This window comes from Mesorhizobium sp. CNPSo 4689 (assembly GCF_057784325.1).
Genome location: NZ_JBWLUZ010000014.1, coordinates 1 through 19,313 on the forward strand (window position 1 = coordinate 1; position 19,313 = coordinate 19,313).

24 protein-coding genes are annotated in these 19,313 nt (G+C 62.6%); 7 read left to right on the forward strand and 17 right to left on the reverse strand.

Features of this window, described 5'->3' with window-relative positions:
• Nucleotides 1-1,095: 1,095 nt before the first annotated feature.
• Nucleotides 1,096-1,632 (reverse strand): hypothetical protein, encoded by a 537-nt coding sequence (locus AC04SI_RS18715; RefSeq protein WP_404276746.1) that lies wholly within the window; start codon nt 1,630-1,632, stop codon nt 1,096-1,098.
• A gap of 115 nt (nt 1,633-1,747) precedes the next feature.
• On the opposite strand from AC04SI_RS18715, the gene dusA reads away from it, so the two are divergent.
• A complete protein-coding gene (dusA, locus tag AC04SI_RS18720) occupies nt 1,748-2,749 on the forward strand; it encodes a tRNA dihydrouridine(20/20a) synthase DusA (RefSeq protein WP_488474639.1) in 1,002 nt (333 codons plus the stop codon).
• A 6-nt stretch (nt 2,750-2,755) separates the two neighbouring features.
• Here dusA and AC04SI_RS18725 read toward each other — a convergent pair whose 3' ends face one another.
• Nucleotides 2,756-3,460 carry a TIGR02281 family clan AA aspartic protease gene (locus tag AC04SI_RS18725; RefSeq protein ID WP_488474640.1) on the reverse strand — a complete coding sequence of 235 codons (705 nt, stop codon included), beginning with the start codon at nt 3,458-3,460 and terminating at the stop codon, nt 2,756-2,758.
• A 13-nt stretch (nt 3,461-3,473) separates the two neighbouring features.
• Entirely contained in the window at nt 3,474-3,707 is a 234-nt protein-coding gene (locus AC04SI_RS18730) for a DUF1289 domain-containing protein (RefSeq protein ID WP_404276740.1), read from the reverse strand.
• Nucleotides 3,708-3,867: 160 nt separating this feature from the next.
• Here AC04SI_RS18730 and AC04SI_RS18735 point away from each other — a divergent pair, with 160 nt between their 5' ends.
• A complete protein-coding gene (locus AC04SI_RS18735) occupies nt 3,868-4,866 on the forward strand; it encodes a nicotinate-nucleotide--dimethylbenzimidazole phosphoribosyltransferase (RefSeq protein ID WP_404276738.1) in 999 nt (332 codons plus the stop codon).
• A gap of 1 nt (nt 4,867) precedes the next feature.
• Here the strand turns inward: AC04SI_RS18735 and AC04SI_RS18740 are convergent, their stop codons facing one another.
• Entirely contained in the window at nt 4,868-6,388 is a 1,521-nt protein-coding gene (locus tag AC04SI_RS18740; protein WP_404276736.1) for a sensor histidine kinase, read from the reverse strand.
• 75 nt (nt 6,389-6,463) lie between these two features.
• Between AC04SI_RS18740 and AC04SI_RS18745 the strand changes: the two genes are divergently transcribed.
• The 4 genes from AC04SI_RS18745 to AC04SI_RS18760 all read left to right on the forward strand — a co-directional run bounded on the left by AC04SI_RS18745 (nt 6,464) and on the right by AC04SI_RS18760 (nt 8,989).
• Entirely contained in the window at nt 6,464-7,087 is a 624-nt protein-coding gene (locus AC04SI_RS18745) for a thermonuclease family protein (RefSeq protein ID WP_404276734.1), read from the forward strand.
• A gap of 55 nt (nt 7,088-7,142) precedes the next feature.
• A complete protein-coding gene (locus AC04SI_RS18750) occupies nt 7,143-7,754 on the forward strand; it encodes a glutathione S-transferase (protein ID WP_404276732.1) in 612 nt (203 codons plus the stop codon).
• Between the two features lie 8 nt (nt 7,755-7,762).
• The gene (locus tag AC04SI_RS18755; RefSeq protein WP_404276730.1) at nt 7,763-8,389 is read left to right on the forward strand and encodes a uracil-DNA glycosylase family protein; all 627 of its coding nucleotides are present in this window, start codon (nt 7,763-7,765) and stop codon (nt 8,387-8,389) included.
• Between the two features lie 108 nt (nt 8,390-8,497).
• Entirely contained in the window at nt 8,498-8,989 is a 492-nt protein-coding gene (locus AC04SI_RS18760) for an Lrp/AsnC family transcriptional regulator (RefSeq protein WP_006205209.1), read from the forward strand.
• An 11-nt stretch (nt 8,990-9,000) separates the two neighbouring features.
• Here the strand turns inward: AC04SI_RS18760 and AC04SI_RS18765 are convergent, their stop codons facing one another.
• From AC04SI_RS18765 to moaA, 13 genes are all read right to left on the reverse strand, one after another.
• Entirely contained in the window at nt 9,001-9,573 is a 573-nt protein-coding gene (locus AC04SI_RS18765) for a DUF3299 domain-containing protein (protein WP_488474641.1), read from the reverse strand.
• Nucleotides 9,574-9,620: 47 nt separating this feature from the next.
• On the reverse strand, nt 9,621-9,968 hold the full coding sequence (locus AC04SI_RS18770; protein ID WP_404277124.1) for a GNAT family N-acetyltransferase: 348 nt from the start codon (nt 9,966-9,968) through the stop codon (nt 9,621-9,623).
• A gap of 204 nt (nt 9,969-10,172) precedes the next feature.
• Nucleotides 10,173-10,877, reverse strand: coding sequence for a DNA alkylation repair protein (locus tag AC04SI_RS18775; RefSeq protein ID WP_488474642.1), 705 nt, complete (start codon nt 10,875-10,877; stop codon nt 10,173-10,175).
• Nucleotides 10,878-10,886: 9 nt separating this feature from the next.
• Nucleotides 10,887-11,756 carry an NAD(P)-dependent oxidoreductase gene (locus AC04SI_RS18780; protein WP_404276717.1) on the reverse strand — a complete coding sequence of 290 codons (870 nt, stop codon included), beginning with the start codon at nt 11,754-11,756 and terminating at the stop codon, nt 10,887-10,889.
• 111 nt (nt 11,757-11,867) lie between these two features.
• The gene (locus tag AC04SI_RS18785) at nt 11,868-12,698 is read right to left on the reverse strand and encodes an ABC transporter permease (protein ID WP_404276715.1); all 831 of its coding nucleotides are present in this window, start codon (nt 12,696-12,698) and stop codon (nt 11,868-11,870) included.
• Complete coding sequence (locus tag AC04SI_RS18790; RefSeq protein WP_120016227.1) at nt 12,695-13,408, reverse strand: ABC transporter permease; 714 nt, start codon at nt 13,406-13,408, stop codon at nt 12,695-12,697. Before AC04SI_RS18790 ends, AC04SI_RS18785 begins: the two co-directional genes overlap by 4 nt.
• Before the next feature lie 116 nt (nt 13,409-13,524).
• Nucleotides 13,525-14,307: an ABC transporter substrate-binding protein gene (locus AC04SI_RS18795; RefSeq protein ID WP_404276712.1), complete on the reverse strand. Its 783-nt coding sequence runs from the start codon at nt 14,305-14,307 to the stop codon at nt 13,525-13,527.
• 214 nt (nt 14,308-14,521) lie between these two features.
• Nucleotides 14,522-15,028 (reverse strand): molybdopterin-guanine dinucleotide biosynthesis protein B, encoded by a 507-nt coding sequence (gene mobB, locus AC04SI_RS18800; RefSeq protein WP_404276710.1) that lies wholly within the window; start codon nt 15,026-15,028, stop codon nt 14,522-14,524.
• A complete protein-coding gene (mobA, locus tag AC04SI_RS18805) occupies nt 15,025-15,651 on the reverse strand; it encodes a molybdenum cofactor guanylyltransferase MobA (RefSeq protein WP_404276708.1) in 627 nt (208 codons plus the stop codon). Before mobA ends, mobB begins: the two co-directional genes overlap by 4 nt.
• Nucleotides 15,652-15,701: 50 nt before the next feature.
• Nucleotides 15,702-16,622: a DMT family transporter gene (locus AC04SI_RS18810; protein ID WP_404276706.1), complete on the reverse strand. Its 921-nt coding sequence runs from the start codon at nt 16,620-16,622 to the stop codon at nt 15,702-15,704.
• 117 nt (nt 16,623-16,739) lie between these two features.
• Complete coding sequence (locus AC04SI_RS18815; RefSeq protein WP_404276704.1) at nt 16,740-17,099, reverse strand: hypothetical protein; 360 nt, start codon at nt 17,097-17,099, stop codon at nt 16,740-16,742.
• Between the two features lie 120 nt (nt 17,100-17,219).
• The gene (locus AC04SI_RS18820) at nt 17,220-17,693 is read right to left on the reverse strand and encodes a hypothetical protein (RefSeq protein ID WP_404276702.1); all 474 of its coding nucleotides are present in this window, start codon (nt 17,691-17,693) and stop codon (nt 17,220-17,222) included.
• A 55-nt stretch (nt 17,694-17,748) separates the two neighbouring features.
• Nucleotides 17,749-18,744 (reverse strand): GTP 3',8-cyclase MoaA, encoded by a 996-nt coding sequence (gene moaA, locus AC04SI_RS18825; RefSeq protein WP_404276700.1) that lies wholly within the window; start codon nt 18,742-18,744, stop codon nt 17,749-17,751.
• 199 nt (nt 18,745-18,943) lie between these two features.
• On the opposite strand from moaA, the gene AC04SI_RS18830 reads away from it, so the two are divergent.
• On the forward strand, nt 18,944-19,297 hold the full coding sequence (locus AC04SI_RS18830; protein ID WP_404276698.1) for a gamma-butyrobetaine hydroxylase family protein: 354 nt from the start codon (nt 18,944-18,946) through the stop codon (nt 19,295-19,297).
• Nucleotides 19,298-19,313 lie beyond the last annotated feature (16 nt).

Genomic DNA, 19,313 nt, shown 5'->3' on the forward strand with positions numbered 1-19,313 from the left:
GGAAGTGGCTGGCGCCTAAGGGGAACGTCGGCGAGCGACGTTCGGATCGGCTTGACGGCAGCAGTGGATTGAGCGGCGGCCACACGCCTGGTGAGCAGCGCCGCCGACATTTTGGCGAGCTTCGATTTTATACCCAAGGACTCCTCCCGAGAGACCTACTCCAGCAGTTCATTTCTACCACAGGTGGCGCTGCGCTCGCATTTAGATTTGCTAATTCAGGAACGATGGCAGTGGCGGGGGTCGATCCTCATGAGTTGCGCTCTGGCTTCGCCCTGGTCGGTCGACATGGGTGAGCGAAACAACCCCGCCGACACCATGCGCGCAATAGCCCCGCGCCTGGAGCGCTCGCGATTGGATGCAAGATGAGGTGATCGAGAACGCACCGGCGAGGGCTGCGACAAGGCCAGGGACTTGCTCCGCAGCAACGGCCGGCGTCTACGACCGGAAGGCTAGTTGACGATCGTCGGGCCGGCATTCCCGATGTTCTGGCGCTGCAGATTTGCAGCATTGGCCCGCTGCTCGGTGGCGGGCATTCTTTATCTTGTGGCAGAAAAGTCACGCAGCTTGAATATGCGGAGCTTCAACCGGCGCGAGCTTATTATCCAGATAAGCGAGGCGTACCGTTGTTCACGGGCAAAGGGACTCTCCTCCCGAACTAGCGCCCGCTGCCTATCCCTGGGTGGCGGGCTTTTTGTTGGGAACATGGCGGGAACAAACTGGCTCGTCCGTGTTGCAGTCATGTTGCACGGACAGCGAGGGACGGGACGGGACAGGCCCAGAAAGTGACGGTTTGAGCGTTACAGGACGTGAAAACCCATGCAACTCGCTTCCGTCACTACCGGGCCAACTAACTGCATGATTTCATTGCGTAAATAGCTGGCTGGGGTTTCTGGAAGCTTTTCGAACTTTCTGGGTCGCGCCTCAGCCGGAATTGCGTGTGATTATGGGACAAATTGGGACATTAGATGCGGTTTTAGAAAAAAAGTTGATGAGGCATCGACTTTCTGACGCGTGCCCTCTTTGGTCGTGAGTCAGCGCGCCGAGCCGGTTAGGAACGAGCGAAGTGCCCTGAACTACGAAGCTTCGCGAGCAAAGTTACGGCCGTGCCGTGGTAGTCAACGCGCGCTTGATGGCCTTTCCCAACGAGGCCAGCCTCTTCAGGGCGATACGCGCCAGATCAACCGGTTCGACCTTGACAGGCAGGTCGTGAACGGCGGCAGCATGAGACAGGATAAGTTTTACCAAGCCGATGTCGATGCCGAGAGTCATCGGTCCGGCACCTTGGGCGGCGCAGTCGCGACCAAAACGAATGAGCCGTTCGCGATCAAGCGCCGCTATGTTGCACTTCCCAGATGTCTTTGGAGCATATCGAGGGCCTGCAGCCTTGGAGCGGCGAGGGGACTTGCCTACATCGCACATGTCGTCGATATGAAGGTCGATGAGTTCGCCGAAAGTTTTCAGGCGCGCTATACGGGACTTGGTCGGAGTTTCACCGCGATCGACTTGGCGCTCGGTTTCGGTTGCCCAGCGCCGTGCGTCGTCTCGGCGCAGGAAGGTCTCGCTGATGTAGCGACCTTTGCGACGGACTTGGACACGCCAGGAACCGGATGAGAGCTTTGTATAGGTGGCCATTTTTTCGTGTGCGCTCCGTGTGCACTGAGAGATCGGAACGTGGCGAAAAGGGTCGTATTCTGGCGTAAATTCGCGTGCACTCGGCAGGTTCTAACGATTTGATGTCAAAGAAAAAATGCTGAAAAATCAAAAGCATAGAGTGGCCATTGCGCCCATGATGGACTGGACGGACCGGCATTGCCGGTTCTTCCACCGTCAGTTGACGCGTCGTGCGCTGCTCTACACCGAGATGGTGGTGGCCGATGCGATCATCCAGGGCGCGCGTGAGCGGCTGCTCGGCTTCGATGAGACGGAGCACCCGGTGGCGCTGCAACTCGGCGGCTCCGATCCCCAGAAGCTGGCCGAGGCGGCGCGCATTGGCGAGGCCTTCGGCTATGACGAGATAAACCTCAATGTCGGCTGCCCGTCGGATCGCGTCCAGTCGGGCACGTTCGGCGCGTGCCTGATGAAGACGCCGGCACTGGTCGCCGATTGCGTCGCCGTGATGAAAGCCGTCGTCAAGATTCCCGTTACCGTCAAATGCCGCATCGGCGTCGACGAGCAAGACCCCGAGCCGGCGCTCGATGCGCTGGCGGACGGCGTTTTGGCGGCCGGCGCCGACGCGCTGTGGGTGCATGCCCGCAAGGCGTGGCTGGAGGGGCTGAGCCCGAAGGAAAACCGCGACATCCCGCCGCTCGACTATGACAGGGTCTATCGGCTCAAGGCCAGAAAACCGAATGAATTCATCGGCATCAATGGTGGCATTCAATCATTGGACGTGGCACGTCTCCATCTCGACCATGTCGACGGCGTCATGCTAGGCCGCGCTGCCTACCACACGCCGGGTATCCTGACCGGAGCCGATGCCATGTTCTACGGCGGCGATGCGTCGGGCGCGTTCGACCATGCGGCGCTGATCGACGCGATGGCGACCTACGCTGCCCGCCATATCGAGAAGGGCGGACGGCTCGGCCATGTCACCCGCCACATGGTCGGCCTGTTTCACGGCCTGCCTGGCGCGCGCCGCTACCGGCAGATCCTGTCGACCGACGCGACGAGGCCGGGCGCTGGACCGGATGTGCTGAAGAAGGCCTTTGCCGCCGTCGATTTCAGCGGTGCTGCCGCGGAAGCAGCCTGACGGGTTTCAGTCCCTGAGGATCATCCGGTCGCCGCGCACGTCGAAGCCCGACAGCGAGCCAATGAAGTTCATGCCGAGCAGGCTCTGGCCGAGCATGCCGGGCGCCGCGATCATCACCGGCATGTCCTTGCGCACGATGCCGCCGATCGCCACTTCGTCGGTCTTCACGGCGGCGGCGCGTGCCATGCCGTTAGCGGTCGAGACCGGTATGGTGAAGTTGAGGGTGGCAGGGTTGAAGCCCGCGGCCTGAGCGTCTTCCGCCGTCAGCACGATGCTGGTCGCGCCGGTGTCGACGACGGCGCGGATCGGCGCGCCATTGATCATGATGCGGGCTTCGAAATGGCCATTGTCGGCCTTGTCCAGTGTCACCGTCGCGTGGCCGTCTTCCACGCCCAGCGCCAGGGGGCTGCCGGGAACGAGACCGGCGGTCACCCGGCTGGCGATATCCTGCAACTCGTAGCGGTACTGATAGCCGGCGACCAGCGCCAGCGCGATGGCGGCCCAGGTGCCGAGATTGCGGGCCATGTCACCCAGTGGCCGGCCTGAGCGAATGAGGCTGGCGCCGATCAGCGCAGCGATCGCGCCAAGCCAGATCAGCCGGCTGAAATCATAGTTTTCGACACCGAAAGTGCTGCCAGCCGAATCGTTGATCATCAGCAGGATCAGTCCCGCGCCGATCACGACCATCACTATCCAGAACAGTCGGCTCATTGGCTTTGCCGTTTCACGAAAGCACATCGCGCTCGCGCGCCATGCGCGTGCGGCGCGTTTCCCGGCGCGGCCGCCGCTCGACCGTTTCCAGCCTTGCCTGCAATTCGGCCATGACGCTGCGGCGCGTTTCCGGGGTCATGCCGATCCAGGCGCCAATCTCCTCGCGCGTGCGGCCACAGCCGAAACAGAATCCGGTTTTCATGTCTATCGAACAAACCAGGATGCACGGGGATTCGATGGCCGTCATGACATTCTCTTGCCTAGCTTCCACATGGTGCAACGCCGGGGCCAATGCAAGCCCTCCAGATTCCGCCGTCGGCAAACGCGTTCGCGTCAACGCTGGCGGTTGTGCCGGCCAGGGAAGGCGGCTATGCCGCTGACCAACTCCAGCAACGATCGCCACCGACATGACCAGCGCACTGCCTTTCGACGATTTTCGCAACCTGCTGGCAAACCTGCCGTCGGCCGATGCGCAGGCCGAGGCGCGTGTCCGCACACTGTTTGCCAAGGCCGACAAGCCCAGAGGATCGCTTGGCCGCGTCGAGGACATCGCCGCCTGGCTCGCAACCTGGAGTGGGCGCGCCCCGCCGGCAGTGAACCGGCCTTTGGTCGCGATCTTTGCCGGCAACCATGGCGTCACCCGTCACGGCATTTCGCCGCGGCCGGTGGCGGCCACAGCCAATGCCGTCGAGCTTTGCGCGGCCGGGGGTGCTGCGATCAACCAGGTCTGCATCGCCAATGATCTCGGCCTGAAGGTTTTCGACCTCGCGCTCCATATGCCGACCGAGGACATCACCGACGACGCCGCACTCGACGAGCGCGGCTGCGCCGCCACCATGGCCTTCGGCATGGAGGCGATTGCCGGCGGCAGCGACCTGCTTTGCCTCGGCGATCTCGGCGTCGGCAATTCCACCGTCGCCGCCGCCCTGTGCGCCGCGCTGTTCGGCGGCGGCGGCGCCGACTGGGTTGGAGCGGGATCGGGCGCCGATGCCGCGATGCTGGCGCGCAAGGCCGAGGTGGTCGACACGGCACTTGCTTTCCATGCCGACGCCTTGCGCGATCCTCTCGAGGCCTTGCGCCGGGTTGGCGGCCGAGAGTTCGCGGCAATAGCCGGCGCCATCCTGGCTGCCCGCATGCAGAACATCCCGGTGCTGCTCGACGGCTTTGCCGCGACCGCCGCGGCGGCGGTGCTGTATGCCGCGAACGAGGCTGCGCTCGACCATTGTCTTCTTGCTGGCCTGTCACCGGAGACAGGGCACGCAAAGGCCGCCGAACGGCTAGGCCTTCGGCCGCTGTTCGACCTTGGCGTCAGCCACGGCGAAGGGGTAGGGGCCGCACTTGCCGCCGGTCTGGTCAAGGCCGCCGCACTCACCAGCTCGGGCATGGCGGCGGCTGTTCGAAACTGATTCAGCGCCTGCGCGCGGCAACCGCCTTGGTGGGCAGGGCCGGCAGTTCCTCCATCACCCGACTGAGCGGGAAGATGGCGATCGCCTCGGTGCCTTCGCGCAGCTTGGAATGAAGCTCGAACTCGCCGCCATGCATGGCCAGCAGGCCCTGCACGATCGGCAGACCGAGCCCGGTTCCCTGTTCGGCGCTCTTGATGGCGATCGAACCCTGGCCGAAGGCGGAAAGCACCACCGGAATCTCCTCTTCCGGTATGCCCGGGCCGTTGTCCTTGACCGAGATGTATTGCCCGCCGCCGGCCGTCCAGCCGACCCGCACGCGGACCTCGCCGCCAGATGCGGTGAACTTGATGGCGTTGGACAAAAGGTTGAGCGTGATCTGCCTCACCGCGCGCTCGTCGGCAAATAGCCGCGGCAAGGTGGTTTCGAAATCCTGGACGACGCGGATGTCTTTGTTGCGCGCCTTCAGCTCCATCATGTGGCAGCAATCCTCGACGACGCTGAGCAGCATCACCGGCTCCTCGTTGATCTGGTAGCGACCCGCCTCGATGCGAGAGAGGTCGAGGATCTCGTTGATCAGATCGAGCAGATGCTGGCCGGACTCGTGCACGTCATGAGCGTAGTCGCGGTAGGTCGGGTTGCTCATCGGTCCGAGCACCTCGTTGGCCATCACCTCGGAAAAGCCGAGAATAGCGTTGAGCGGGGTCCGGAGCTCATGGCTCATCGAGGCAAGAAAGCGCGACTTGGCCAGATTGGCATCCTCGGCCCGCCGCCGCGCTTCGTCGGACATCGATTTCGCCGTCTCGACCTCGGCGATCAAAGCGTCCTTTTCGGACCGAAACGACAAAAGCATCACTGACGAACGGTTGAGATTACGCGCGACGTAGATGAAGAAGGGCAAGGCTGCGACCAGCAGCGCGGCCATGATCACCTCGATCGGCATCCAGAACCGCGCGCCGGCATAGGCATAGACCGCCACCGGAACGGCAAAGGTCGCCAGCAGGGCGCCACCCAGCGACGAGGCCATGACGGAAGTCGCCGCCATCGCAACCAGCAGCACCATCGCCTTGACCACCTGGAGCTGGTCGATCTGGCAGGTTGCGCAACCGAGCCAGGCGAACCAGGCCCAGCCGAGGCCGCACAGCGAGTGGCCGATAAGGAAATCCCTTTGCGTTCGCGACGGGTCGAGTTCGGAAGCTTCGGTGCGATCGACGCGCCGCGCCATGAATGAAACGACGGTGTAGCAGATGAGCATGAACAGCGCCCAGACGGCGATCTGCTTGTCCATTCCGGCAAGCAGGCCTGCTGCCGCGATCGCCAGCACAAGCAGCGGAATGGCGATCACTCCACCCATCATCGAGCGAGCGTGCAGCTTCAGGAGTTCGCGGTCGAAGTCGAGATTGCCGGCCTGCTGCGAGAGACGGTCACGCGTCCTGCGCACCGCGCGCGCCACATCGCTGTTGCGATGCGGTTTCCTGCGGTCCACAATGAATTTGTCCGCTGTGTTCGAGCGTAGCAAAGGCATGATAACTTCGATTTATGCGCGCAGCGATTTCAATTCGTTAAGCTACGTTCGAATGATTAAGAGACTGTTTGCCATATGAGCCGTTCGTGGTCGCCGAGGCCGCGTCGGCGCTATGCTCCGCCGCCGCCGCGAAGCCTGTGGCGCAGGCTGCTGGACTACGGACTGACGGTCATCCTCCTTGGCTTGCTGATCCTGCTTGCGGCGCGCCTCGACCGGTTCGAGACCCGCAAGGCCGAAGGTGCCGCCATCGTCAACGATGGCGATTCGATCACGCTCGGCAGCGAGCGCATCCGCATGCGCGGCATCGACGCCCCGGAATACCAGCAGGTCTGCCGCAAGGATGGCGCCGACTACCCTTGCGGCAAGCTCGCGCGCCAGTCGCTGGTGCGGCTGATCGGCGGCCGGCCCGTCTCCTGCAGTGGCTGGCAGCGCGATCGCTACGGCCGGCTGCTTGGCGACTGCAAGGCCGGCAGCACGGATCTCAACCGCGCCCAGGTCGAGGCCGGTTGGGCGGTCGCCTTTGGCGATTTCGAGACCGAGGAGGCCGGCGCCCGCGCCGGCAAGTCCGGCATCTGGGCCGGCAGCTTCGACGAACCGCAGGACTGGCGCCACACCCACGGCCACGATCTGGTCGAAAGCAAGCACGGCACCCTCGCCTCGATCGGCGACGCCATGCGTGAGTTTTTCCGCTTCCGGTGATGGCGAACAGCTGCATGAACCCTATAGTCTGTCAGAACAAATCGGGAGGGATGGGATGAAACTGTTCGACGGCGGCCGCGCGCCCAATCCGCGGCGGGTCCGCGTTTTCCTCGCCGAGAAAGAGATCGAGGTTCCCTTGGTGCCCGTCGATATGGGCGCGCTTGGGCACAAACAAGAGCCGGTCAGCTCACGCAACCCGCTGCGGCGCCTGCCTGTGCTCGAACTCGACGACGGCACCATCATCACCGAATCCGTCGCCATCTGCCGCTATTTCGAGGAGCTGCATCCCGAGCCCGCTCTGTTCGGGCGCGGCGCGCTCGGCAAGGCCAGGGTCGAGATGTGGCAACGGCGCATGGAGTTCAATCTGCTCAGTTGCGTAGCGCAGGCCTTTCGCCACATCCACCCGGCGATGAAGGAATGGGAGATCCCGCAAATCCCGGAATGGGGCGAGGCCAACAAACCGAAAGCGCTCGAATTCCTGAAGCTGCTCGACGGCGAACTGGCACAACGGGAATTCGCCGCCGGCGACGCTTACTCGATCGCCGACATCACCGGCCTGATCGCCATCGACTTCATGAAGCCGGCACGCATCAAGGTGCCGGAAGAGTGCTCCAACGTGCTGCGCTGGCATCAGGCGATCTCCAGCCGGCCAAGTGCTGCTGCGTAGGTTCTGTCATGGATCTGGTGAGCGAAGACCTGGAACGCTTCACGGCCAAGGTCCGCGCCTGCCGCATCTGCGTCGAGCACCCGCTCGGCCGGCCGCTGCCGCACGAGCCGCGCCCGGTGCTGCGGCCGTCGTCGAGCGCCCGCATCCTGCTTGCCAGCCAGGCACCGGGCACCAAGGTTCACATCACAGGCATGCCCTTCACCGACGCCTCCGGCGACCGGCTGCGCAGTTGGCTCGGCGTCACCAGCGAGGAGTTCTACGACACGGAAAAATTCGCCATCGTGCCGATGGGCTTCTGCTTTCCCGGCCAGGACGCCAAGGGCGCGGACCTGCCGCCGCGCCGCGAATGCGCGCCGGCATGGCGCGCGCCGCTGATGGCGCTGATGCCGCGCATCGATCTCGTGCTGACGATCGGCATCTACGCGCAATCCTGGCACATGGGCGCCACGCGCCGTTCCTCGCTGACCGAAACGGTGAAGGACTGGCGCGCCATATGGGAGGCGCCGGCCGGCCCAAAAGTGCTGCCGCTGCCGCATCCGTCCTGGCGCAACTCTGGCTGGCTGAAGCAGAATCCATGGTTCGAAATGGATTTGCTGCCGTTCCTGAGGTCGGAAATCCGCTATCGCCTTGTTTAGCCATCCTGCAAGAAATCACTCGCTTTTGCGGCGGTTGGGAGAATTTTGTTCTTGTGAAAGCCTCGGATAAAAGGGAATATAGCCAAACTATTCCTCTGGGAGCATCCAATGGACCGCCTTGACAGAAAAATCCTTCGCCTCCTGCAGGAGGACGCGACGCTCGCGGTCGCCGATGTCGCCAAGAAAGTCGGGCTGTCGACGACGCCGTGCTGGCGGCGCATCCAGAAGCTCGAGGAAGAGGGCGTCATCAAGCGGCGCGTCGCCATCCTCGACCACGAGAAGGTCAATGTGCGCGTCACCGTCTTCGTGTCGATCCGCACCAATTCGCACAGCCACGAGTGGCTGCGGCGCTTCTCCGAGGTCATCCAGGAATTTCCGGAAGTGGTCGAGTTCTACCGCATGAGCGGCGACGTCGACTATCTGCTGCGCGTCGTCGTGCCCGACATCGCCGCCTACGACGCCTTCTACAAGCGGCTGATCGCCAAGATCGAGATCCGCGACGTGTCGTCTTCTTTCGCCATGGAGCAGATCAAGTACACAACCGAAATCCCGCTCGACTATATGGTGCTGGACAAGGAATCGGGCGCCAACGCCGCCTGAGGCTCAATGAGTTAGTTCTTCTTTTTGTTGAGGAAACTCCAGGGCGAATTCACAGGCAGCGTGATCGTGTCCGGCACGCTGTCGACACTTGCCACCTCGGCCTTGTGCACGGTGTAACCCGACTGGATGACACTGACGCCGTCGAGGATGAACAGTTGGCTCTTCTCCAACCCCGGTTGCAGCGTGCCGGTGACGGAAACCGGCTGGTAGGCCTCGGCCATCTTGTAGGGATGTGCCGGCGTCACCAGCACGATCTGGTTGGGCGGTGGCGTCGGCATGTGGCTGCAGGCGCCGGTCCACGGCACCAGCAGGAACTGGTAGACGAGGTCACCCTCGCGATCGACCGGAAGTGCATAGCCGGCTAACTGAATAGTCTTGTCCTGCAGATTGATGGACAACGTCTCGCCGTGGTCGGGCAATTTTGCCGCGATCATCGGCAGGCCGGCGTCTTCGGCGATCGCTTGCGTCGCCGGACGCAGGTCCTTCCAGAATATGTGCGCGGTTTCAGGGGACGCGTTTGCCGACGCAATGGGCAGGAGCAGCACGATTGCCAGAGCCACGGTCGATCTTAGGCAAATGCGCATTGGTTGCTTCCCTTTGACATCAAGTAAAGCCGCCGTCGTCGGTAGCGTCAACGCTCCAGCCGCATCACATGTCTGCGAGAGCCGGCCATGCCGGTCTCGTGGAAGCCGCGGGCGACGAACATGTCGCGAAAGCCCATGAATCGGTAGGTCGGCGATGCCTCGTCGACCGGGTAGGCCTCGATCGTGTCCGCACCTTTGGTCAAGGCGTGATCGATGGCCGCGTCGAGCAATGCCGAGGCAAAACCGTCGCCGCGCAGCGCCCTCGGCACGTAGAAGCAGACGATCGACCAGACACCGGCCTCGCTGTCGTCCTGCTGTTGCGAGAGCTTGCGATAGGTCTGGCGCGGCGCGACCGAGCACCAGCCGACGGACTTGCCTTCGAGTTCGGCGAGAATGCCGACCGGCGTGCCGCCTCGATGAGCGCCATCATCGCCCGCTTCATCTCATCGTTCTGGACATGCTCGCGGCTGCGCACATGGCGCCAGGCCGTGCACCAGCAATATTTCGGTCCGCCCGGCGCTTCGAACAGGTTCTCGAAATCCGCGCGCGTTTCCTTCGTCACCTCGATGAACCGCAGTTTGGCGAGATCAGGCTTGACTTCAGCCTTTCCTGGCAGCGATCCGCTCGAGCGTCTTGGCATTACTCAGTTCCCTCACTGCGTCCTTGCCGATCCAGCGCGCCGTTTTGTCGGTTGACTGCGCCAGCCGTTCAGCGACGGCAAAGGCAGCGCCGTGCATCTCCATCGATCGCTTGCCGATCGAACGAAGCGCCCAGTTCACAGCCTTCTTCACGAAGTTGCGGCCGTCGGTGGCATGCGCTTCGATGACCGGCAGGAAGCCGAGGAACGTCGCTGCTGGCTCTTGCTTCCGGTGGACGACCGACCAGGCCATCATGGCAAAGGCCGTTCGTCGAACGAACTCCCGTTCGTCGGCCGCGAAATCGTCGATCAGATCCCTCCAGGACTCCGTGTCGACAAAGAGATCGGAGACGCCGTCGACGATATCCCACGAATCGAAAGACGCCGCCCATTGCCTCGCATCCGCAGCTGAAAACCGCTTCGGGTCGGCCGTGACGGAAGCGATGAACTGCGCCTCCATGATACCGGTCTGCCATAGTTCGAAGGCGCGTTCATGGTTGCGCTTGATTTTCCTGGCAATCTGCCGCTGCACGCCGTGCGGAATGCCGAGCGCACGTTCGATCTTGATGCCGTAGCGCAGCATGCCACGGCGATTTTCCTCCGACCCGATCGAGCGCAGATACGCGACGATTTCGTCGGCACTGGATTGGGGCGAAAGCTCGGCCACCGCGCTATCCTACTTCTCCAGGCGCGCCAGCAGCGAGGACGTATCCCAGCGCCGGCCGCCCATCGCCTGCACATCCTTGTAGAACTGGTCGACAAGCGCCGTCACCGGCAGCTTGGCGCCATTTCGATCGGCCTCGGTGAGGCAGATGCCGAGATCCTTGCGCATCCAGTCCACGGCGAAGCCGAAATCATATTTGCCGGCATTCATGGTCTTGTGCCGGTTCTCCATCTGCCACGAGCCGGCGGCGCCCTTGGAGATCACCTCGATGACCTTCTCGATGTCGAGCCCGGCCTTCTTGCCGAAATGGATACCCTCGGCCAAGCCCTGCACCAGCCCGGCAATGGTGATCTGGTTGATCATCTTGGTGAGCTGGCCGGCACCTGCCGGCCCCATCAGCCCGACCATGCGGGCGAAGGCATCGATGACGGGCTTGGCCTTGTCGAAGGCTGCCTGCTCGCCGCCGACCATGACGGTCAGCACGCCGTTCTCGGCGCCGGCTTGGCCGCCGGAGACCGGCGCGTCGAGGAAAGAGAAGCCAAGTGCGCTCGCCTTCTCGGCCAGTTCGCGCGCGACCTCGGCCGATGCGGTGGTGTTGTCGATATAGACCGCGCCTTTCTTCATCGCCTTGAAGGCGCCATTGGCACCAATCGTCACCGAACGCAAATCGTCGTCATTGCCGACGCAGGAGAAGACGAAATCCTTGCCCTCGGCCGCTTCGGTCGGCGTCGCGGCAAAACGACCGCCATGCTGGCCGACCCATTGCTCGGCCTTCGCCGTGGTGCGGTTGTAGACGGTGACGTCGTGGCCGCCCTTGTTCCTGAGGTGCCCGGCCATCGGATAACCCATGACGCCAAGACCGAGAAATGCCACCGATGCCATAGGCCTACCTTCCAGCGGAAACGAGAATTTGCCGTGGAACGTCTAGGCCTTGCGGCGGATTCGTCAAGATGCCGACGCAGGTGGTGCCTTGGGCCTAAATCCGGAAACGCGTCAGCGCTTGAGGTGGATGGTGATCCGGCGTTCGATCCATTCGATGCCATGACGCAATATCTCGACAATCACCAGATACACGACGGCGACCCAGATATAGGCCTGGATATCGAAGGTGCGGGAGTAGGTAAGCTTTGCCATGCCCATGAGATCGTACACGGTGATGATGGCGACGATCGCGGACGCCTTGATCATCAGGATAAGCTCGTTGCCATAGGGCCGCAGCGCGACGACCAGCGCTTGCGGCAGGATGATCTTCCACAACGTCTGCAATTTATGCAGGCCGAGCGAAGCAGCACCCTCCCACTGGCCTTTCGGCACGCTTTCGATGGCGCCGCGCAGGATTTCGGCCTGATAGGCAGCCGTATTCAGGGCAAAGGCAAAGACACCACAGTTGAACGCCTCACGGAAAAAGCCCCACAGCCCAACCATCTCGAGTTGCGGCCTGAACGAGCCGACACCGTAATAGACCAGGAAAGTCTGGACGAGCAGCGGCGTTCCGCGGAAGAAATAGACATAGCAATAGGCAAGACCGGACAGGATCCGGTTCTTCGACATGCGCGCATAGGCGACCGGAAGCGACAGGATGGCGCCCAGCACAATCGAAATGCCGACGAGCGAAAGCGTGACGCCGAGGCCTTCTACGTAGCTCGGACCATATTTGGCAAAGAGTTCGCCGTTCCAGGCCCAAGCCAGATAGGCGACGATGCCGCCGCCGGCGGCAATCCAGATGCCTATCAGCACATAGCCGATGATGCGTGAACGCGGCCAACCACGTGCACGCGGGGGAGGCCGTTCTACAGCGGTCTTGGCGTCGGCCGCAACGCTCATCGCCGTGCCTCCCGCCGGCTAAGCGAGCGCTGTATGGCGCCGGTTGCCAAGGATGAAACGACCGCCAGGATAAGAAACACCACCGCGGCCACGCTGAAGAACAGGAAAGTGTGTTTGGTGACGCGTGCTGCCACGCCGGCTTGACGCAGTGTCTCAGCCAGGCCGACCACCGACACCAGCGAGGTGTCCTTGAGCAGGCTCAGCCAGCAATTCTCCAGGCCTGGAAACGCGATGCGGACCAACTGCGGCAAGATCACCTTGCGCATCGTTTGCGCATAGGAAAGGCCGACAGCGTAGCCGCCTTCATATTGGCCCTTGGGGATGGCCCGGAAAGCCGAAAGGAATACCTCGCTGGCATAGGCCGAAAAGATAATGGCTAGCACGATCATGCCGGCAACGAAGGCGTTGACGTCGATGGTCGCTTCGGGCCTTACCAATCTGATGAGATATTGCAGGATCAGCGGGCCGCCGAAAAAAAACAGAAACAGCGTCACCAGTTCGGGCAATCCACGGAAGATCGTCGTGTAGATGTTGGCCGCGATGCGCAGCGAAGGCTCCTCGGACTGTTTGCCCAGCGCTATGAAAAAGCCGATCGTCAGACCGATTGGAAGGGTTGCCAGCGCCAGAAGAACCGTGACTGCGGCACCAGAGACGATGTCGTCGAGCCAGCCATCGGGTCCCCAACTGAGAAGCGTCCAAACGCTCAGCATCCGCTCGCCTGTTCTCCCAAATGCCTTTGGAGAGTCACGCCGCTGCGCCCTGGTGCGCGGCATCCTTATGAGAACGGCGGGACTATCCCGCCGTTCTCTCGATCAGAAGGCCGCGATCAGGAATCGCCGCCGTAGACGTCGAATTTGAAATACTTGTCGTTGATTTCCTTGTATTTTCCATTTGCGCGAATGGCGTCGATCGCTGCGTTGAACTGGTTGACCAGGTCGGTCTCGCCCTTGCGTACCGCAATGCCGGCGCCCGGACCGTGGATTTCAACAACCGGCTTGATCGCACCGATCAGCTTGCAGCAGGCGCCGTCAGGCGAGTCCAGCCACTGCTGCAGCACGACAATGTCGTCATTGGCGGCATCGAGGCGGCCATTGGCGAGATCGAGCTGGTATTCCTGCGCGGTCGGATAGGGCTTGACCGTGCTGTCGGTGTAGATCTTGGTCGAATAGTTGAAATGCGTGGTCGAAGCCTGCACGCCGATCGTCTTGCCGGCCAGGTCTTCCTTGGTCACGCCCTTGATGTCGCTGTCCTTGGGCGCGACGATCGCCGGTGGCGTGTTGTAGTATTTGTGGGTGAAGTCGACCTTTTCGGCGCGCTCCGGCGTGATCGACATCGACGCGACGATGGCGTCGAACTTGCCCGCCTGCAGCGCCGGAATGATGCCGTCCCAATCCTGGGCGACGAAGGTGCACTTCACCTTCATCTCATCGCAGAGAGCCTTGGCGATGTCGATGTCGAAGCCGACGAGCTGCCCGTCGGAAGTCAGGTTGTTGAATGGCGGATAGGCGCCCTCCGTGCCGATCTTCAGGGTTTTTTCCTGAGCCTGGGCGACGCCCAAAGTCAGCAGCGCAGCCGATGCGGCGAGCGCGATACGCAATGCAATACGCATGATGATCCTCTCATATTGTCCCGGCCGCTGTTCCATGCGGCTCTGAGGGCGGCGCGTTTTTGACCGCCCGCTGGCGGCGATACTCCCACTCTTTCTCCGAAAAAAGCAACTGCAAAACAGTGGCCTCGGGGATTTGCATTCCCGGCCAAAGATGACGCAAGGTTAGAACCTGGAAACACGTTTGGCCGCGGTGAAAGATGTTTCGCCGGCTCGCTCAGCGCTTCAGGCCTGAGACGCCTTCAACGAAGTCGGCTATCGACTTCACGTCGTCGAGATCGAACGCCGGCAGACCTTCTCCATCGGCCGCGAAGTCGGCGGCGATGGCGACGATGTTGGGATCGCTGGCTGCGAGCGGCGTGCGGTCCTTCGCCTCAAGCCGCCGCGTTTCGATCTTCTTGTGCGCCTCGCGCTTGTACCCTTCGACCAGCACGATATCGGACGGCGCCAGCCGCGACAGGATGGCGTCCAGCGTCGGCTCGTCCTCGCCGCGCAATTCGTGCATCAGCGCCCAGCGTCGGCCGGACACGATCGCAACCTCCATCGCTCCAGCCTGGCGGTGGCGAAAGGAGTCGGCACCCTCCTTGTCGATGTCGAAATCATGATGGGCGTGCTTCACCGTCGACACGCTCCAGCCTCGCCGCACCAGCTCGGCGACCAGCTTTTCGGTCAGGGTGGTCTTGCCGGAATTCTTCCAGCCGGTGATGCCGAAGACGCGTCTCATGGTTTGATGCTCCGCAACAGACGCTCGGCCGCCGCAAGGTCATCGGGCGTGTTGATGTTGAAGAACGGATCGATCTCGTGCTCGCCGGAACTCCACATCGGAAACTCGACCTCGACAAAGCCATGCCGTTCGATGAAGGCGGAAACCCGTCGATTGTCCTCATCGACCAGGAACCGGCGTAAGGCGTCATGCAGGCCAAGCGGCCAGAGCGCGAATGTCGGATGCCGCTTGCCGTCCGAACTGGCAACGGCGATGGCCCCGGGCTGTTCGGCTGCTGTCGCAGCAAGCCGTTCGACCAGGTCCTCGGGAAGGAACGGCGTATCGCCGGCGGCGGTGACCACCCCGCTGCAAGCCATGGACGCCCATTCCAGACCGGTCAGGATCCCGGCAAGCGGTCCCGCGTAACCTTCCACCGTATCGGCAAGCACCGGCAGCCCGAACCTGGCAAAGCGCATCGGATCACCATTGGCGCTCAGCGCCATCGGTCCGACCTGCGGAGCAAGGCGGGCGACGACATGGTCGAGCAGCCTGCGACCACCCAGCACAAGCAGCGTCTTGTCGCCGCCGCCCATGCGCCGCGATTGGCCGCCGGCCAGAATGATCCCTGCAATGTCCCGGTCCATGGTCCGCCGTCTTCTCTTCAGCCCGTAAAATCGCGGGGTCTCGGGACGATCTATATGCCGTCCGGCGCCATGTCAGGTCCAGCGCTTTCGGCGGCGGTTTGCCGCTTGCCGACGACCCGTTCGCGGTAGAGCGCATAGAGCCCGGAGCCGACGATAATCGACGCGCCGGCGATCATCGGCAGGTCTGGGATGTCGCCGAAGACGACCAGGCCGAGCAGGATCGCCCAGAGCAGGGCGGTGTAGCGAAACGGCGCGATGAAGGCGATGTCGCCCGAGCGCATCGCCATGATGATGAACTGGTAGCCGATGAGCACCAGCACCGCCGCCAACGCCAGCAGCGCCGTGGCTTCGCCGCTCATCGGCGTCCAGCCGCCCATCGGCGAAAGCAGTGCCGCGCCCAGCACCGTCATGGCCAACGCCGTGGCGGTCGAGACAAGCAAGGTCGGGATTGCCTGCGGGACGCGCTTGGTAGCAAGGTCGCGCACCGCACAGCAGGCAACGCTCGCCAGCGCCAGCAGCGAATAGACGCTGAACCCTTCGAAGCCCGGCCGCACGATGATCAGCACGCCGGCAAAACCGACGGTAATCGCCAGCCAGCGCCGCCAGCCGACGCCCTCGTTGAACACAAGTGCTGCCCCCATCGTCACCGCCAGCGGCAGTGCCTGCAGCACGGCCGAGACATTGGCGATCGGCAGGTGGGCAAGCGCAAGGAGGAACGACACCGTGGCGCCGGCCTCGCCGGTGACGCGCAGAGCCACCATCGGCTGCAGCATCGAGGCAGGCCGGGCCAGCGCGCCACGCTGCCAGGCAAGCAGGCCGACGAACAGAGAAGCGAAGGCGCCCCGGATCAGCATGACCTGCGCCATGTTCATCGATTCCGAGGAGAATTTCGTGATCGCATCATTGAGGGTGAAGCCGACCATGGCCACCACCATGAACAGCGCGCCGCGAAGATTTGGCGAAAGAGGCAAGGGCGGTCACCGGTGTGCTTTGCGTCAGCCTGTATCAGCCCGCCGCAAAACAGCAACGTCAAAGGAATGGGCCACGGCTTTCCATTGTGGCCCATTCCGCAGAGGATCGGTGGAGCCTTACTTCTTGGGCGTCAGCACTTCGGTGCCGTTGCCGTCCTTGCCGGCGATCGTCCACAGGCCGTGCAGAGAGCCATCCTTCTCAACCTTGTAGACGACAAGGCCGATTTCCTTGCCCATCGCGTAGCCGGCGGAAAAGGCATTGTCGTTGCGCATGCAGATGCCGTCCGAGGATGAGCCGCCGGTTTCCCAATGGATGGTGCAGGTCGTCTCGCTGGTCAAAGTGATGGTTGCCTCGCCACCATAGGCCGAGCCGTCGAAATTGGTGCCGGCCACCGTGTACTTGCCGCCGATCGACTGCGCCGTTGCCGGCGCCGCCGCGAGGCCGAGCAATGCAAGAGAAAGAATAAGTTTGCGCATGTTGTATTCCCCCTGTGAGTGAAGAACCACTCCGGGCGAAGGCTTAGGCCGGAACATCGAGTCGGTAAATCCGATGCAACTTGGCGGATAAGGATTATTTCGTGGTGTGGCGCAAAATGCTCACGGCCCCTTGAGGCTGCCCGCAATAGCGCCCACCAGCGGATCGTATTTAGACTTCAGGGCTGGCGGATAATCGATCCAGACGGTGCGGATGACGCCGTCTTTTCCAAACAGACGGCGCTCGTAGAAAATGGCCTCGCCCTTGATGCCCGACAGCACCGCCCAGTCCTTGCCACTCTTGCTGTAGGTAATCTTGTAGCTCGGCTCCTTGCTCGCTTTCTCAGCGGCGACAAAGCTCTTCGGCGTGTCGTCATCGATATTGAGGATGCCCGAACAGATCAGGCTGGCGCCGTCGGCGCTGAGCCATTGCTGCCCGTCGCCATTCTCCGGCTCGGGCTGGGGCAAGGTGAAAATCTCGTCGGGAAAGGTGCAGACGGTGCCGAAGCGCGCATTGGTATAGGTGAATGGAGCCGCGATCGCTGCGGTTGTCACAAACGACGCCAAGGCGATCGAGATGAGCTGAAAGTGCCTCACGGTGCCTCCCGCGGCCTGTTGCCGGAGGCGATCTTGCACCAATCCCGAGAAAAAATCAGCCGCCGGTGACGCTCATATGACGCGAGACCGAGGGGCGGCTGGTGCGGCGGTCGATGATGAAATCATGGCCCTTCGGCTTGCGGCCGATCGCCTCGTCGATTGCCGCGCTGACCAGTTCGTTGCCTTCGGATGCGCGCAGCGGCGCGCGCAGGTCGGCGGCATCCTCCTGCCCGAGGCACATATAGAGCGTACCGGTGCAGGTCAGCCGGACGCGATTGCAGCTCTCGCAGAAATTATGCGTCATCGGCGTGATGAAGCCGAGCCTGCCGCCGGTCTCGGCGACATTGACATAGCGCGCCGGGCCGCCGGTTTTGTAGGGGATGTCGCTCAGCGTGAACTGCCGCTCGAGCGAGGCGCGCAGCAGCGACAACGGCAGGTACTGGTCGGTGCGATCGGCGTCGATTTCGCCCATCGGCATGGTTTCGATGACCGTCAGGTCCATGCCGCGGCCATGCGCCCAGCGCATCATGTCGGGCAGCTCGGCGTCGTTGAAATCCTTCAGCGCCACCGCGTTGAGTTTGACCTTCAAGCCGGCGGCCTGCGCGGCGTCGATGCCTTCCATGACCTTGCCGAGATGGCCCCAGCGAGTAATCTGGTGGAACTTGTCGGCATCGAGCGTGTCCAGCGAGACGTTGATGCGCCTGACCCCGCAATCGGCGAGCTCCTGGGCGAAGCGCGACAGCTGCGAACCGTTGGTGGTCAGCGTCAGTTCTTCCAGCGCGCCGCTGTCGAGGTGGCGCGAAAGCTGGCGCACCAGATGCATGATGTTCTTGCGCACCAGCGGCTCGCCGCCGGTCAGCCGCAGCTTCCGTACACCCTTTTCGATGAAGACGGTGCAGAGCCGATCGAGTTCTTCCAGCGACAACAAATCCTTCTTGGGCAGGAAGGTCATGTCCTCGGCCATGCAATAGGTGCAGCGGAAATCGCAGCGGTCGGTGACCGACACGCGCAAATAGCTGATCGTGCGACCGAATGGGTCGATCATGTCCATGTTCAAGCGCTTCCGTGGCCGTGAGCGGCGTCGTTATATACGGCTATGTGATACGATCCGCTCCAGCATTCAAGATAGCCGGTCTTGATCTTTGGTAACATTCCCTCACCGACATTGCGTGTCGGCTGGCCTGCAACGGCCTTTTCGCGTGTGGCGAAGCAGCGTAGGGAAGGGGGGACGCAACGCAGGAATGATCAGCATGACGGCGCCGAAGGAACTCCGGGTCTCGAAGGACCGCAAGCTGCTCACCGTCACCTTTCCGGATCACCGGCCGTTCGAACTGCCGGCGGAATTGCTGCGCGTAGCCTCGCCCTCGGCCGAAGTGCAGGGCCATTCGCCGGACCAGCGGGTGACCGTTCCCGGCAAGCGCAACGTCGCCATCCTCAAGATCGAGCCGGTCGGCAATTATGCCGTGCGCATCACCTTCGACGATTTCCACGACACCGGCATCTTCACCTGGAACTATCTGCATACGCTCGGTCATGAGAAGGACGAGCGCTGGAACGCCTATCTCGCCGAGCTGGCGGAAAAGGGGCTCAGCCGCGACCGCTAGTTTCATGCCGCTGTCG